Raw genomic sequence first — 15416 nt, 5'->3', positions numbered from 1 at the left:
GGCCATGACACCAGTCCTGGCGGTCGATGTCGGTAGCTCCATCACGAGCGCGCTGACCACGGTCGCGAACTTCGTACCCAAGCTCGTGCTGTTCGTCGTCATCATGGTGATCGGCTGGATCGTCGCGAAGGTCCTGCGCAACGTGTTGGGCCGGATCCTCGTGAAGGTCGGGTTCGACCGGGTCGGCGAACGTGCTGGCATCAACCGGTTCCTCGGCAAGTACACCGCGAGCACGTTCGTCGCCCTGCTGGTGTACTGCGCGATCCTGCTGTTCTCGCTGCAGTTGGCGCTCGCCGCGTTCGGGCCGAACCCGGTCAGCAACCTGATCAGCGGCGTGGTCAACTTCCTGCCGAAGGCCTTCGTGGCGATCGTGATCGTGATCGTGGCGACCGCCATCGCCCGGGTCGTCAAGGACATCGTCAGCAACGCGCTGAGCTCGATGTCCTGGGGCAACGCGGTGGGCCGCGTCGTCCAGGCGATCATCATCGGCATGGGCGTCATCGCGGCGCTGAACCAGATCCAGGTGGCGAGCAGCGTCATCACGCCGGTGTTCATCGCGTTCCTGGCGATCATCGTGGGCGTGGCGATCGTCGGCGTCGGCGGCGGCCTGATCGCCCCGATGCGTACCCGCTGGGAGCGGATGCTGACCCGGGCCGAGAGCGAGGCCAGCACGATGCAGGTCCGCAGCCGGTCCGCGCAGCACGATCTGCAGCGTGGCGGCGCGCCGGCCGAGACGTCCGGTCCGCAGCACAGCGCCACCGCGCCCGGGGGCGGCACCGCGCCGACCGACCCGACGTACGGTCAGCCGCCACAGCAGTGACCTGGGAGGACCCGGCCGGGCCGGGGTGGCGCGTGCCGCCCCGGCCCGCAGGCCGGTTTGCGGCGGTTCGGCGGCTACCGCGTGGCCTGCGAGAAAGGTCACGAACTGCTTCCACCGGGCCGCCTCATCCGGCAAGCCGGGTGCCGCCGCGTTAGGCTGCGAGGCGTGCGACCGGACCTGGACATCGCGGTGCGCCACGAGCCGGAGGAGACCGTGGTGGCGCTTGCCGGCGAGATCGACATCCACACCGTGTCCCGTCTGGTGGCCACCGTCGAGGAAAGCCTGGAACACGGCTCGTCCCGGCTGTTGCTCGACATGGGCAAGGTGACCTTCTGCGACTCGCAGGGGCTCGGCACGCTGGTGGTGCTCAGCCGCACCGCGACGCGGGCCCGCAGCTCGCTGGTGCTCACCAACGTCGGTCCGTTTCTCGACCGGCTGCTGGAGGTCACCGGCCTGCGCCACTCGTTCACCATCCGCGCCGCCCAGTAGCCGGCTCCCTGCCACGCTGCGCCGTGGCGTGCCGCTGCGAAAATGGGATGAAGCCCGAGGTCCCGGCACGTAGCGTCCCGGTCGTGACGGATGAGGCTGCGGCGACAGGTGACGACCCGGCGGACGGCTGGTTCGGCGAGAGCATCGCCGCCGACTACGACGACCCGGGCGACGGGGCGAACTCGCCCGAGACGGTCCGCCCCGCGGTGGAGGTACTGGCCGAGTTGGCCGCGGGCGGACCGGTGCTGGAGTTCGCGGTCGGTACCGGCCGGATCGCCGCACCGCTCGCGTCCCGCGGGATCGCGGTGAGCGGGATCGAGCTGAGCCGGGCGATGGCGGCCCGGATCGCCGGCAAGCCCGGCGGCGAGCGGGTCGACGTGACGATCGGCGACATGACCTCCACCCGGGTCGGCACCGACTTCACGCTCGCGTACCTGGTGTTCAACACGATCAGCAACGTCACCAGCCAGGACGGCCAGGTCGACGTGTTCCGCAACGCGGCGGCCCAGCTGCGGCCGGGCGGGCTGTTCCTGATCGAGGTCGGGGTGCCGGAACTGCGCCGGCTGCCACCGGGACAGGACACCGTGCCGTTCACGGTGGCGCCCGGCGACCGCGGCGGCTACGTCGGTTTCGACCAGTACGACGTGGCGACGCAGCTGTTCACCTCGAACCACGTGACGGTGTCGCCGGACGGTACCGGCAGGTTCCACCGGATCCCGTTCCGGTACGCGTGGCCGGCGGAACTGGACCTGATGGCCCGGATCGCCGGGCTGACCCTGAAGTACCGCTGGTCCGGCTGGGACCGCGCCCCGTTCACCGCGGACAGCACCAGCCACGTGTCGGTCTGGCAGAAGGGCTGAGCCGGCCCCGCGCCGCGGTCAGAGATAGAGGCCGGTGCCGTCGTTGTCGACCCGGGCGGCGGCCACGGCGTGCACGTCGCGCTCCCGCATCAGGATGTACTGCCGGCCGTGCAGTTCGACCTCGGACCGGTCGTCCGGGTCGAACAGCACCCGGTCGCCGGTCTTGATGGCCCGCACGTTCGGGCCGACCGCGACCGCGACCGCCCAGGAGAGCCGGTGCCCGACCGATGCGGTGGCCGGGATGACGATGCCGGCGGCGGATCGCCGCTCCCCCTCGTTGCCCTCCTGGCGGACCAGCACCCGGTCGTGCAGCAGCCGGATCGGCAGGCCCTGGTAGAGATCGTCGGTCGTCGGGCTGTCCCTCGTGCTCACGAGGCGGAACGCTACCGCGAGCCGCGGCTTCGTGCGTGTCCGGGTATCGACTCGCGCCGGTACCGTATACCCCAAGCGGCTGGGGTGTGCCGCTGTGTGGTGCACCCAGAGGTCTCGACCGGAGGGCGTTCGCCCTCCCCCGAGGCCTCTTGACGTAGGGGGACGACGCTGACTCGCTTCGAGACCATGAAGGACCGGGCACGCGGGGCGTGGCAGGCTGCCCGCGGTCGGTTGGAGGAGGGCCGGGAGCGCAGCGACCAGGCCCTGTTGCAGACCGCGACCGCGACCACACCGCCCACCCCGCCACCGGACGCGCCGGCGGCGCCGGCGGCTGCCGCGTCCGCGCCGGAGCCGCGTCCGGCCGAGCTGTCGGTACCGCGCGGGGTGCGGGTCGCGGCCGCCTGGTCCTGGCGCATGATCGTGATCGTCGCCGCCGTGATCGGCGCGTTCACCCTGCTCACCTACGTCAGCAACGTGATGATTCCGGCGATCATCGCGCTGCTGCTGACCGCCCTGCTGCAGCCGGGTGCGACCTGGCTGCGCCGGCACGGCGTGCCGCGTTCCCTGGCCTCGCTGATCATGGTGGTGCTGGGCATCGTGGTCGTCGCCGGGGTGCTCACCGGCGTCGTGACGTCGTTCATCAATGGCTTCTCCGACCTGTCCGACAACGTCGCGCAGGGCATCCAGAAGATCCAGCAGTGGCTGCACAGCAGCCCGCTGCACATCTCGGACAAGCAGATCAACGGCGCGCTGAAGGAGGCGCAGAAGTGGTTGAGCAGGAACCGGGGCGCGGTGACGAGCGGTGCGCTGTCCACCGCCACCACGGTCGGTGAGGTCCTGGTCGACCTGTTCCTGATCCTGTTCACCACGTTCTTCCTGGTCCGGGACGGCCGGCCGATCTGGAACTTCATCCTGCAGCTCGGCCTGCCCCGGTCGGCCCGGGCGGCGGTCGACGACGCCGGGAGCGCGTCGTGGCGCTCGCTGGTGGCGTACGTGCGGGCGACGGTGCTGGTGGCGTTCATCGACGCGTTCTGCATCGGCATCGGCATCGTCGCCGTCGGCGTGCCGTACAGCCTGGCGATCCCGCTGGCCGCGCTGATCTTCCTGGGGGCGTTCATCCCGATCGTCGGTGCGACCGTGTCCGGCGTGGTCGCCGTGCTGGTCACGTTGGTGACCAACGGGTTGATCGCGGCGATCATCGTGCTCGCCGTGGTGCTCGGCGTGCAGCAGCTGGAGGGGCACATCCTGCAGCCGCTGATCATGGGCCGGGCGGTGGCCGTGCACCCGCTCGGCGTCATCCTCGGCATCACCGGCGGCATCGCGATCGGTGGCATCTTCGGCGGCCTGATCGCCGTGCCGTTCATCGCGGTGATGAACACCGCGATCCGGCATCTGGTGGCCAGGCAACGACATCGGGCCGACCCGCCGACGGAGGAGGCGGAGGCCGCGCTGCCGTCGCCGCAGCAGGGCGAGCCGGAGCCGGGCTGACCGGTACCGCCGCGGCGAATCCCGGTGCGCGGCGGCGCCCGTGCAGCTAACCTGCCCGCGATGACTCTTGTATATGACGAGGCCGGCACTGGTGCGCCGGTCCTCCTGCTGCACTCGTCCGTGTGCGACCGCCGGATGTGGGACGACCAGGTACCGGCGCTGGTCGCCGCAGGCTTCCGCACGATCCGCTGCGATCTGCGCGCGTTCGGGGACACCCCGGTCTCGCGCGAGCCGTACCGCAACATCGACGACGTCCGGGACCTGCTCGACGCCCTCGGGCTCGACCGGCTCTCGGTCGTGGGCTCGTCGTACGGCGGCGGGGTGGCGCTGGAGTTCGCAGCGACCTGGCCGCAGCGGGTCGACTCGCTGTTGCTGCTGTGCCCGGCGGTACCGGGGATCGAGCCGGACCCGACCCAGCGCGCGTTCGGCGCCCGGGAGGACGAGCTGATCGAGGCCGGCGACGTGGCCGGCGCGGTGGTGCTCAACGTGGACACCTGGCTCGGCCCGGACGCCGACGAGGCGACCCGGCAGCGGGTGGCGACGATGCAGCGCCGCTCGTTCGACGTGCAGCTGGCGGCCGGCGACGAGATGGTCAACCCGACCACGCCGGACATCGACCTGACCCGGATCACCGCCCGCACCCTGGCGGTGTCCGGCGGGCACGACCTGGCCGGGTTCCGCACCGGTGCGGCCGAGGCGGCGCGGCTGATCCCCGACGCCCAGCACCGCGAGCTGTCCTGGGCCGGTCACTTCCCGAACCTGGAACGACCGGCCGAGACCAACGACCTCATCCAGGAATTCCTGGCCGGCACCGGATCCTGAATCTTTTCCCGCGACCGGTCACATCCGCGCACGGCCATCCGTCATAGAGCCACGACGACGAAGCGGGCCGGAGCCGGTCCGCGAAGATGACGGAGGAACGCAACAGTGAGCGCACGGATGACGAACCCGGCCATGGTGCTGCCCGAGGCGATGAAGGGCATCGGCAGCCTGACGAAGGCGATGGCCTCGGGTGGTGTGGGCAACGACCTCCTGGAGATCGTCGGCCTGCGGGCCAGCCAGATCAACGGCTGCAGCCCCTGCGTGTTCGCGCACGCCCGGAACCTGCGGAAGGCCGGCGTGGACGAGGACAAGATCGCGGCCGTCGCGGTGTGGCGGCACGCGCCGTACTTCAGCGACGCGGAGGTCGCGGCGCTCAAGCTCACCGAGGCGGTGACCCGGCTGGCCGACCGGTCCGACGAGCCGGTCTCGGACGAGCTGTGGGACGAGGTGTCGAAGCACTTCGACGAGAAGCAGCGCGCGGCGCTGATCCTGACGATCTCGATGCTGAACTTCTTCAACCGCATCAACACGACGATCCAGGAGCCCGCCGGTACCGAGTGGTGAGCCACCAGGTGGCCACGGGCCACCGTCCGGTGTGGACGGTACGGACCGGAAGGCGCCCGGCGCCTTCCGGTCCGGCATCTCAGTCCAGTGTGGACAGTTCCATCGCGTTGATCCGGTTCTGGTCGCTGACCACCTCGAACTCCGCGACCCGGTCGCCGGCGAACCGGAACAGCAGGATCCGGTACTCCCGGCCGTGCATCGACGCGACCACGCCGACCCGGCCGTCGACCAGGATGGGGATCCCCACGGCCGCCATCGGCCCGAACACCGTGGCACCCCGGGCCACCGTCGCCGCCCCCTGCCGGACGAACCGGCCGTCGGAGCGAATGATCACGTCCGGGTCGAGGATCGACACCAGCGCGTCGAAGTCGCCTTGCCGGGCGGCGCTGAGGAACGCGTCCACGATCCGCCGCTGCCGTACCACGTCCGGGTGCTGCGGCGTGCCGCCCTGCACCCGCCGGCGCGCCCGGCTGGCCAGCTGCCGGGCGGCGGCCGGGGTGCGCTCCACGATCGGCGCGATCTCCTCGAACGGCACCGCGAACATGTCGTGCAGCACGAAGGCCAGCCGTTCGGCCGGATCCAGGGTCTGCAGCACCACCAGCAGCGCCAGCCCGATCGAATCGGTCAGCAGCGCCTGCGACTCGGGTGTCTCCGCCGGCGCGGTCCGCGCCGGTTCGGCCGGCTGCTCGTCCAGCGACGCCTCCCGCCGGGAGGTACGCGACCGGAGCATGTCCAGGCAAACCCGGCCGACCACGGTGGTCAGCCAGCCGGCCAGGTTCTCCACCACGTCGGCGTCGCTGCGGGCCAGCCGCAGCCACGCCTCCTGCACCGCGTCCTCGGCCTCCACGGCCGAACCCAGCATCCGGTAGGCAACCGCCGTCAGCCGTGGCCGCTGCTCCTCGAACCGCCGCGCCAACATGTCCCGTTCGTCCATCGCCGCCCCCTCGTACGTTCGTCACCACCATGACGAACGCCAGCCACCCGCCGTGACAAGGATTTCACCTCTTTGCGCCGAGGTGGACCCGAGGCGCCGCTGCGCGGCCGGCGTGCGCCCGGCGCTGGCGGTGTAAAGCCCACCCCTGTCCGGCGCCGGTTGCAGCCGGCGGTGTGAACGCGTCTCTGGCCGGGGCCGCATGTGGCTGGCGGTGTAAAGGCCACCTCTGTTCACGCTTGAACCCCGCGTGGGGGAATGCGAGGAGAGGGCTTCGCCCCCTCCTCGCGCTCCTTCCCCGCCAAGGGGATTCCCCTTGGCCATCCCCTTACCCATCCCGGTAACGATGCCCCTCGACGCCGAGTGCCTGTCGAAGAAGACCGGGGCCCGGCCCGGCATGTCCATCACGGCAACGCCCGCCTCGCAACGCGTCGCGTCGCTTCGTGTCCCGGCGGCCCACAGACGGGTGGGGGGTTTGGTTTGTCGTGGCGGGCTTGGCGTTGATGGGTAGGCCGCACCGACACCCCGTCGTTCCGAAACGGGCCAGGCGGGGTCAGGATCTCGTCTCTGGTTTCCTGGTGGGGGATTGTCAAGGGGGCGACTGCCCCCTTGACGGGGAGGGGTGTGGGGAGGGGCGAAGCCCGCTCCCCACGGTTCCCCACGAGGGGTGAAAGAAGGAACAGAGGTGGGCTTTACACCGCCAGCACCAGCGCGCCAGCGCCGACGGGGGTGGGCTTTACATCGCGCGCACGCGAGCCGGGCACCGGCGCTACGGGTGTACCTCAGCGCATAGAGGTACTTCAGTCTTCGGCCATGGCCGCGGTCAGCGACGTACGGGCGGCGCGCCGCGCGGGGAGGACCGCGGCGACGAGCCCGGCCAGCGCGGCGAGTGCCAGGTACAGGAGTACCTGCCCGACGGGGATCTGCACGCCGCCGGCGAACCCGGTCATCGCGGCGCGGGCGGCGGCGATGCCGTACCCGATGCCGAAGGCGATGCCGACCAGGGCGCCGACCACCGCGATCAGTATCGCCTCGGCGAGCAGCATCCCGCGCAGCTGGCCACGGGTGAGGCCGAGGGCGCGCAGCAGCGCCGACTCCCGGGACCGTTCGAACACCGACAGCGACAGCGTGTTGGCGATGCCGAACAGGGCGATCAGTACGGAGATGCCGAGCAGCGCGGCGAACACGCCGAGCAGCTGGTCGATCGACGAGCTGAGCCGTTGCCGGGTTTCGGCCATCGACGAGACGTCCACGAGCGGGTACCGCCGGAGTGCGGCGTCGACGGCGGCCCGGGAGTCGGCCGCCGAGACGCCGGAGCGGGCCCGGACATACACGGCCTGCGCCGGGTGCGTGCCGTACGCGGTGCGGAAGTCCGGCCACGACAGCAACGCGCTGCCGATCATGCTGCCGGTGTAGAGCGCGACGATCCGGTACCGGTGGGCGCCGACGGTCACGGTGTCGCCGACGTGCCGGCCGAGCCTCCGGGCGGCGGCCTGGTGCAGCGCGACCGTGCCGGCGTGCAGTCTGGCCAGCGACCCGGCGGTCGTCTCGGGGCGCAGGTCGGCGCCCGGTTCGAGGGCGGCAACGGTGGTGCGGCTGCCGGCGACCGTGCTGCGGGTGCTGTGCAGCGCGGTGATCCCGGCGAGTTCCGGGCGGCCGCGCAGCGCGGCGACGGCGGCGGCCGGTACGCCGCTGCCCGGTTCGGCCTGCACGCCGCTGAGCAGGTAGTCGGCCGGAAAGCTGCGGCTCATCTCGGCGTCGGCCGAGGCGCGAACGGTGGCGAGCGCGACGCTGAAGATCGTCATCAGCGCGACGCCGATCATCAGCGGGGTGCTGGTCGCGGCCACCCGGCCGGGGTTGCGCCGGGCGTTGCGGCCGGCCAGCCGGGTCGCCGGGCCGAGCAGCCGGCCGGGCAGGTACCCGACGACCGCGATGACCGGGGCGAGGTAGAGCGGCGCCAGCACGATCAGCCCGAGGAACACGATGAGCCCGCCGCCGACGACCAGCAGCATGCCGGTGGTGTTCTCGTCGGTACCGGCCGGTGTGGCGGTCACGCCGAGCACGGTGAGCGCGCCCCCGACCGCGGCGAGCAGCGCCGCGGCGACGATGCGTACCACGGTGCGGTTGCGGCTGGGGTTCTCGGCCGGTGCCCGCAGGGCGGCGATCGGCGCGATGCGCGTGGCGGAGATGGCCGGCAGCAGCGCCGCGGCGAGGGTCACCAGCAGTCCCGTGCCGATCCCGACCAGCACCGTGCGGGGTGCCACCACGAGCGATCCGGTGGCCGGCAGCGCCAGGCCGAGCGCGCTCAGCGCGGCGGCCATCGCGTACGCGAGGGCGAAGCCGAACAGCACGCCGAGCGCCGAGCTGGCGAGGCCGACCAGCGCGGACTCACCCAGTACCGAGCCGAAGACCTGGCGGCGGGACGCGCCGACGCAGCGCAGCAGGGCGAGTTCGCGACGCCGCTGGGCGAGCAGGATGGTGAACGTGTTGTGGATGACGAAGGCGGCGACGACGAGCGCCACCAGCGCGAACACCAGCAGCGCGGTGCTGAACACGGCCACCGACGAGATGGCGTCGTTGGCCAGTTCGGTGCGCAGCGTGCTGCCCGAGATCACCTCGGTGTGCGGCAGTCGGATCGCCGCGTTCACCCGGGCCGTGAGCTGCTGCTCGGACACTCCGGGTGCGGCGTGCGCGACGATCTGCCGGTACCCGGTGTGGCCGGAGTACCGGTCGAGGGCCCGGTCGGTGAGCACCACGGTCGACCCGTCGCTGCTCCCGGTGCCGGTGTCCATCTCGACGATCCCGGTCAGTACCAACCGATGCCGGTGCTGGTGTGGGTCCACGACGGTGATCGGACCACCGACCCGGAAGCGGTACCGGGTGGCGGTGTCGCGGTCGATCGCGACCTCGCCGTCGCCGCTCGGCAGCCGTCCACTGTGGACTTCGTAGGGTCGCAACCCGCGATCCCGGATGGCGTTGACGCCCTTGCCGGCGACGCCGAAGTTCGTGATCGGGCGGCCGTTCGGAGCGAGGACCGGCACGCTCTCGCTGGCCCGGCCGGCCGCGGCCTGCACCCCGGGCACGGACTCGATCGCGGACAGCGCGGATCCGGGCAGCCGGTGGTCGCTGCCGGTGCCGCGTACGTCGACGTCGACGCCGGCGGCCGACCCGGCGAACCGCTGGTACAGCGCCGCTTTCGCGGTGTCGGCGTAGGTGAGCGTGCCCGTGACGAAGCCGACCCCGAGCACGATGGCCGCCGCGGTCAGCACCAGCCGCAGCTTGTGTGCCCGAAGCCCCGCAAGCGTCGCCCTCAGCATGCCGCACCGAGCCGCTGCATCGCCGCGAGCACGGTGTCGGCCGTCGGCCGGAGGATCTCGTCCACCAGCCGGCCGTCGGCCAGCAGCACGACCCGGTTCGCGTACGCGGCGGCGACCGGATCGTGCGTGACCATCACGATGGTCTGGCCCAGCTCCCGCACGCTCGCGGACAGCAGTCCGAGCACCTCGGCGCCGGAGCGCGAGTCGAGGTTGCCGGTGGGTTCGTCGGCGAACACCACTGCCGGCCGGGACACCAGCGCCCGCGCGCAGGCGACCCGCTGCTGCTGGCCGCCGGACAGTTCGGTCGGTCGGTGCCGCAGCCGGTCGGTCAGCCCGGTCACCCGGACGAGGTGATCGAGCCAGCCGGCGTCCGGCTTGCGGCCGGCGAGTTCCAGCGGCAGCAGGATGTTCTGCTCGGCGGTGAGCGTGGGCAGCAGGTTGAACGACTGGAACACGAACCCGACGCGGTCGCGTCGCAGCCGGGTCAGCGCCCGGTCGGACAGCGTGGTCAGCTCGACACCGGCGATCCGTACCGAACCGTGCGTGACGGTGTCGAGGCCGGCCAGGCAGTGCAGCAGGGTCGACTTGCCGGACCCGGACGGCCCATGATCGCGGTGAACTCGCCGGCACCGAACGCGACGCTCACGTCGGCCAGGGCGGACACGGCGGTGGGCCCGGCCCCGTACGTCTTGGTCAGGTTCGTCGTCTGCACCGCGGGTTGGGTTGCCGTCAGTGGTTGCGCCGTCATGTGCACTCCGGTGGGTGGGTGGCGCGCCCGCGACGGGCCGGCGCCGGCCGGTCGGCGCTCGTCGGCCGACCGTGCCACCGGAACGCTAGGTTCCGGTTCCGGTGTGTGTCGTCCGTCCGGGGACGGCACTTGGCGTCCCGCTCGGGTCGCACCGGCGCCGCGGAACGCGCGTTGTGCGTCGGCCCATGGGCGTACCCGAATGGGGGATGTCCCCGAGGTGCCGCGCCCGCCCCGATCCGGTGGTCGCGCGTGCCGGAAAGCGCTGTCCGAGGGGGAAAGTCCAGGTTGGACGGTGGGCAAACGATCTTGGTCTTGACGCTGACCGGAGGCCGTGTACGCTGGGTGCGGTCAGCCGTTGAGGCTTCGGTAGAGAACCCTGCCGCAGGCCTCCGGCTGTGGCCCAGGTCACTACATAGCAAGATGTCGGTGACTCTTCAGGCCGCGTCGCGGTGTCGTGCCGTGCCTGTCGGGTGCGGTGTGACGACGGCAGAGTGCCGCGCGACGCCGGTCATTTCGGTGCCGCCGCGATTGCGGCGCACATCTCGCAAAGTGCTCAAGCAACGGGCGCTTCGTAATCCCCATTCGGCCGCTGTGCCGCCCGGCTCGCCATGCCTGCCCGGGTGGTCTCGACCATGGTGTCGAAGGAGCCCAGTATGTCCATCCCGACCACCCTCACCCACCCCTCGAACGTGGACAGCGTGCCGCGACAGCGCACCGCCCATCGCGGGAACGACGAGACCGGCCGGATGCTGCTGACCCGGCTGTACGATCTGCCCGCCCGGCACCCCGACCGGGACCGGATCCGCGATCGTGTCATCGAGTGGTACCTGCCGCTCGCCCGGCACCTCGCCAGCAAGTTCTCCGGCCGCGGCGAGTCGCACGACGACCTCGTCCAGGTCGCGACCATCGGACTGATCAAGTCGGTCGACGGGTACGACCCGGACCGCGGCGTCGAGTTCACCAGCTATGCGGTACCGACGATCAGCGGTGAGCTGAAGCGCCACTTCCGTGACAAGGGCTGGACGGTCCGGGTGCCGCGCCGGCTGCAGGAACTGAAGCTGTCCCTCGCCAACGCCACCGGCCCGCTGGCGCAACGGCTGGGCCGCTCGCCCACGGTCGCCGACCTGGCCGAGCACCTCGGTATCTCGGAGGACGAGGTGATCGAGGGCCTCGACTCGGGCAACGCGTACAACGCGGTCTCGCTGTCCACCCCGGTCGGGGCCGGCGACGCCGCCGCGACCGAGGTACAGGACCTGCTCGGTGCGGACGACCCGGGTCTCGCGACGGTCGAGGACCGGGCCGCGCTGCGGCCGCTGCTCGCCGCGCTGCCCGAGCGGGAGCGCACCATCGTGGTGCTGCGCTTCTTCGGCAACCTCACCCAGTCGCAGATCGCCGAGCGGGTCGGTATCTCGCAGATGCACGTGTCCCGGCTGCTGTCCCGGTCGCTCGCCAGCCTGCGCGAGTCGATGGCCGGCGCCGAGGCTGCCTGACGCGCGACCGCGGCGGCCCGGCCCGGCTGACGCGCGACCGCGGCGGCCCGGCCCGGCGCCGCCGCGGCGTTGCGACGCCGCTGCAGCGAGGGGTGCGCTGACCGGGCTCGTCCGCCGCTCTGACACGATCGGCGGATGAGCCCGGTCAGCCGGAAACGCAAGAAGCCCGCCCGCCGGCGGTCCGCCCCCGGCCTCGACGCGATCGCCGCCGAGGCGGTCACCGCGTACCGGGAGACCCTGGCGGTGGACGGCTTCGCGGCGGAGCTGTTCACCGCCGAACTGCTCGGCGGCTGGTGGCAGGGTGCCGTCGCCGCCGGTACCAATCCCGAGGCCGTGCCGCGCGCCCTGGTGCGGTACGCGGCGCACCGGCGGACCGAGGAGGCGCTCGCCGCGCTGCTCGCGCTGGCCCACCTCGGTACCAGCGCAGCGCTGCGGGATGCCGCCCGTGCCGCGGCGACCCGGCTCACCGATGCCGGGGTGCCCGCGCCCGGCTGGGCCGACCAGGTCGGCCCGGTCGCGGTGCTGCGGTGCGCCCTGGTCACCGACGCCTACGGGGAGCAGACCACGGTGCTCTGCGAGTACCGGCGGGGCGAGGCGCGGCACGCGCTGTCCGCGCTGCTGGACCACGACGAGGCGGACGGCGCCGTCGTCGACGCGTGGTTCTCCGCCGGTCCGGACGAGCTGTTCGCGCAGACGGCCGCGCGGGTGGCCGAGTCGGACGGGGTGGCGGCGATGGCCAGTACGGATCCCGGCCGGGCGGCGCGCCTGCTTCGTGCCGGGTTCGCCCGCCTCGACGAGTGGGCCGAGCCGACCGACAGCGAGGATCTGCCGCAGTACCGCGCCCTCGCACTGGCCCGCCTGCGCGACATGCCCGGCGATGCCGAGATCGGCGCCGGAGAATTGACGGGTACGGGCGATCGGGAAACACCGGCGGGCAGCTCCTCCGGCGGCGCCGCCCCGGTGCCGCGGACGGCGCCCCCGGCACGGAGGCACCCGGTGCGGACCCGGTCAACGCGCTCGACGGGTTGCTGGAGGAGGACGTGGTCGGCCCGGCAGTGGAGGGGTTCCTGGCTTCGGCCGAGGCCACGGCGCTCACCGGGCATGCGCCGGCCGCGGTGGCCGCCGCGGCGCGGGTGATCGCCGAGTTCGGCGCGGACGAGGACGAGCGCCCGCTGCGGATCGGGCCGGGCCGGCTCGGCCGGCTGCTGCACGGCGGCGTCGACGCCGACGACCTCGACGATCCGGCGCTCGTCGCGTTCCCGGCGGTCGTCGTCGCCTGGACCCGGTACACCGCGCGGCTCGCCGAGCTGCCGCCTGCCGCCGTCGAGGACGTGACCGCGATCGCCACCGAGTGCGGCGAGCACGTCGGCGAGGAGCACGAGGAGCTGTCCGACGACGAGCTGGCCGAACTGCTCGACCGGTACGTACCGGAGCTGGACGGCGCCGACCTCGACCCGGCGGAGGCGGCGGCGGTTTTGGAGCGCCGGCTGTTCGCGGTGCCGGCGACCGTCGTCGAGCTCGACGGCGAGGAGCTGGACCTGGACCCGTCCGATCCGGACGACCGGCGGCTGCTGATCGTTGCCGAGCACGGCAGCGACCCGGACGACAGCGACCCGCACGTCACCCTGCACGAGATCGTCGCCGAGCAGCTCTGGCGCGACGAACCGCCGCAGGCCTGGCAGGCCGCCCGCCGGCTGCTCGACGCCGGCGCGGACCGGGCGGACATCCTGCACGTACTGGGCGAGATCGCGGCGCGGCACGTCCGGCCGGCCGGCGCGGAGTACGCCGACGCCGCGCACGCCGCGGAACTCGACGCCCTGGGCCGCTGACCCGCCGCCGCCGGACCCGAGTGGTTGATCAAGGGATCGGGACAGCGCGTCCAGGCACGTTGTGTACAGATCCCTTGATCAACTCGGCCGGGACGGGCGGCGGCCGGGGTCAGGTCGTGGGGCGAGGGTCGGGGGTGGGGGCCGGGCGGCCGTCCAGGCGCTCGTACGTCCACTGTGGACCGTCACCGGCCAGCCGGCGGACGGCGGCGACCAGCCGGTCGACGTGCTCGGTGGTGGTACCCAGGCCGATGCTCGCCCGTACCGCCGTGCCCGGCAGCTCGCCGCCGGCGTGCCGGAGCAGCCGCCGGGTCAGCGGGTGCGCGCAGAACATCCCGTCCCGTACCCCGATCCCGTATTCGGCCGACAGCGCCGCGGCGAGCACGTCGGAGTCCAGGCCGCGTACCGCGAAGGCGGCGATGCCGACCCGCGGGGTGCCGGCGTCGAACAGGGTGAGCACCGCGACGCCGTCGATGCCGGACAGGCCGGCGTGCAGCCGTTCGGTCAGCCGCCGCTCGCGGTCGATCGCCGCGTCCCGGTCCCCGGTCCGCAGCGCCTCGCACACCGCGCCGAGCGCGACCGCGCCGAGCACGTTCGGGCTGCCGGCCTCGTGCCGGGCCGGGCCGGTCGACCAGCGCACGTCGTTCGTCGCGTCGCCGACCAGCGCGGTCGCCCCGCCACCGGCCAGGTACGGCGGGGCCGCGTCGAGCCAGTCCGTCCGGCCGGCGAGCACCCCGGCGCCGAACGGCGCGTACAGCTTGTGGCCGGACAGCGCGAGGTAGTCGGCGTCGGCGGCGGCGACGTCGACCGGACGGTGCGGCGCCAGCTGCGCGGCGTCCACGAAGATCCGCGCCCCGTACCGGTGTGCCGCCGCGGCCAGCTCGGCGATCGGCCAGATCTCCCCGGTGACGTTCGACGCGCCGGTCACCGCGAGCAGTACCGGCCCCGGCGCGTCCTCGCCGCGCCGCAGCTCGCGCAGTGCCGCGTGCACCGCCCGTACCGCGTCGGCCGGGCTGTCCGGGATCGGCAGCCGCACCGCGCGGCGCCACGGCAGCAGCGTCGCGTGGTGCTCGGAGTCGAACACCAGCACCGTCGCCTCCGCCGGCAGCGCGTGCGCCAGCAGGTTCGTCGCGTCGGTGGTGTTGCGGGTGAAGATCACCGCGTCGTCGTCCCGGCAGCCGAGGAACCGCGCCACCTGCTCGCGCGCCCGCTCGTACCGGGTGGTGCACAGCTGTGACGGCAGGCCCGCGCCGCGGTGCACGCTCGCGTACCGGGGGAGCAGGTCGGTGATCGCCTCGACCGCCACCCGGGCCGCCGGCGCGCTCGCCGCGTAGTCGAAGTTCGCGTAGCCGACGGTGCCGCCGGTCACCAGCGGTACCTGCAGGTTCGCGTCGGCCAGTGCGAGCGGTTCGGGCTGCCGGGGTACCGGTACCAGGCGTGGCCGGCGCGATGCGGGCGCGGGCGGGACGATGTCGACAGGCAGGGACACAACACACCTCCGGGAGGCCAGGGACCCCACCGGTGACGTGCGGTCCGCGCTTGCCCGTCGCCGTGCGGCGCGCGGGCCCGGTCTTCACCCGGGGCACCCCACCGCGGAAGCGAGGGTTGCCGGCCAGCAAGCCGGGGCTTGACGCTGGCACTCGTGACCTGCGGAGCAGCATAGCCACACTAGGCTGGCGCCATGGCAGA

Annotated in this window: 12 protein-coding genes, 2 pseudogenes and 1 riboswitch; of the genes and pseudogenes, 9 read left to right on the top strand and 5 right to left on the bottom strand. The window is 72.8% G+C overall.

Annotated features, from left to right (window positions below; all coding sequences use genetic code 11):
• Positions 1-4: 4 nt before the first annotated feature.
• The 3 genes from Asera_RS03720 to Asera_RS03710 all read left to right on the top strand — a co-directional run bounded on the left by Asera_RS03720 (position 5) and on the right by Asera_RS03710 (position 2169).
• Positions 5-820, top strand: coding sequence for a mechanosensitive ion channel family protein (locus Asera_RS03720; RefSeq protein WP_051803057.1), 816 nt, complete (start codon positions 5-7; stop codon positions 818-820).
• 165 nt (positions 821-985) lie between these two features.
• Complete coding sequence (locus tag Asera_RS03715; protein ID WP_030449696.1) at positions 986-1309, top strand: STAS domain-containing protein; 324 nt, start codon at positions 986-988, stop codon at positions 1307-1309.
• Between the two features lie 83 nt (positions 1310-1392).
• A complete protein-coding gene (locus Asera_RS03710; protein WP_030449697.1) occupies positions 1393-2169 on the top strand; it encodes a methyltransferase domain-containing protein in 777 nt (258 codons plus the stop codon).
• An 18-nt stretch (positions 2170-2187) separates the two neighbouring features.
• Here Asera_RS03710 and Asera_RS03705 read toward each other — a convergent pair whose 3' ends face one another.
• Positions 2188-2541 (bottom strand): GroES family chaperonin, encoded by a 354-nt coding sequence (locus Asera_RS03705; protein ID WP_030449698.1) that lies wholly within the window; start codon positions 2539-2541, stop codon positions 2188-2190.
• A 186-nt stretch (positions 2542-2727) separates the two neighbouring features.
• On the opposite strand from Asera_RS03705, the gene Asera_RS03700 reads away from it, so the two are divergent.
• The 3 genes from Asera_RS03700 to Asera_RS03690 all read left to right on the top strand — a co-directional run bounded on the left by Asera_RS03700 (position 2728) and on the right by Asera_RS03690 (position 5415).
• Entirely contained in the window at positions 2728-4029 is a 1302-nt protein-coding gene (locus Asera_RS03700) for an AI-2E family transporter (protein WP_084132850.1), read from the top strand.
• A gap of 60 nt (positions 4030-4089) precedes the next feature.
• Positions 4090-4851 carry an alpha/beta fold hydrolase gene (locus tag Asera_RS03695; protein WP_030449700.1) on the top strand — a complete coding sequence of 254 codons (762 nt, stop codon included), beginning with the start codon at positions 4090-4092 and terminating at the stop codon, positions 4849-4851.
• A 105-nt stretch (positions 4852-4956) separates the two neighbouring features.
• A complete protein-coding gene (locus Asera_RS03690; protein ID WP_035298742.1) occupies positions 4957-5415 on the top strand; it encodes a carboxymuconolactone decarboxylase family protein in 459 nt (152 codons plus the stop codon).
• Positions 5416-5494: 79 nt separating this feature from the next.
• Here Asera_RS03690 and Asera_RS03685 read toward each other — a convergent pair whose 3' ends face one another.
• The 3 genes and pseudogenes from Asera_RS03685 to Asera_RS03675 all read right to left on the bottom strand — a co-directional run bounded on the left by Asera_RS03685 (position 5495) and on the right by Asera_RS03675 (position 10411).
• Positions 5495-6349: a sigma-70 family RNA polymerase sigma factor gene (locus Asera_RS03685; protein ID WP_030449702.1), complete on the bottom strand. Its 855-nt coding sequence runs from the start codon at positions 6347-6349 to the stop codon at positions 5495-5497.
• Between the two features lie 797 nt (positions 6350-7146).
• Complete coding sequence (locus tag Asera_RS03680) at positions 7147-9663, bottom strand: ABC transporter permease (protein WP_030449418.1); 2517 nt, start codon at positions 9661-9663, stop codon at positions 7147-7149.
• A pseudogene (locus Asera_RS03675) lies at positions 9657-10411 on the bottom strand (ABC transporter ATP-binding protein). The gene Asera_RS03680 and the pseudogene Asera_RS03675 overlap by 7 nt, the downstream one beginning before the upstream one ends.
• A 653-nt stretch (positions 10412-11064) precedes the next feature.
• On the opposite strand from Asera_RS03675, the gene Asera_RS03670 reads away from it, so the two are divergent.
• The 3 genes from Asera_RS03670 (at position 11065) to Asera_RS03660 (ending at position 13730) form a co-directional block, all read left to right on the top strand.
• Entirely contained in the window at positions 11065-11901 is an 837-nt protein-coding gene (locus Asera_RS03670) for an RNA polymerase sigma factor SigF (protein ID WP_084132745.1), read from the top strand.
• A 135-nt stretch (positions 11902-12036) separates the two neighbouring features.
• Positions 12037-13038 carry a hypothetical protein gene (locus Asera_RS03665; RefSeq protein WP_212804503.1) on the top strand — a complete coding sequence of 334 codons (1002 nt, stop codon included), beginning with the start codon at positions 12037-12039 and terminating at the stop codon, positions 13036-13038.
• A complete protein-coding gene (locus Asera_RS03660) occupies positions 12942-13730 on the top strand; it encodes a hypothetical protein (protein ID WP_212804500.1) in 789 nt (262 codons plus the stop codon). The genes Asera_RS03665 and Asera_RS03660 overlap by 97 nt, the downstream gene beginning before the upstream one ends.
• A gap of 190 nt (positions 13731-13920) precedes the next feature.
• Here the strand turns inward: Asera_RS03660 and Asera_RS03655 are convergent.
• Positions 13921-15126, bottom strand: a pseudogene (locus Asera_RS03655) (aminotransferase class V-fold PLP-dependent enzyme); the annotation flags it as partial.
• A gap of 131 nt (positions 15127-15257) precedes the next feature.
• Positions 15258-15375, bottom strand: a riboswitch (SAM riboswitch).
• Positions 15376-15416: the final 41 nt, after the last annotated feature.

The sequence above is a fragment of the Actinocatenispora sera genome, from assembly GCF_018324685.1.
Lineage (GTDB): Bacteria > Actinomycetota > Actinomycetes > Mycobacteriales > Micromonosporaceae > Actinocatenispora > Actinocatenispora sera.
Note: the sequence above shows the minus strand (reverse complement) of the source record. Positions and strands in the feature narration are given on the sequence as shown.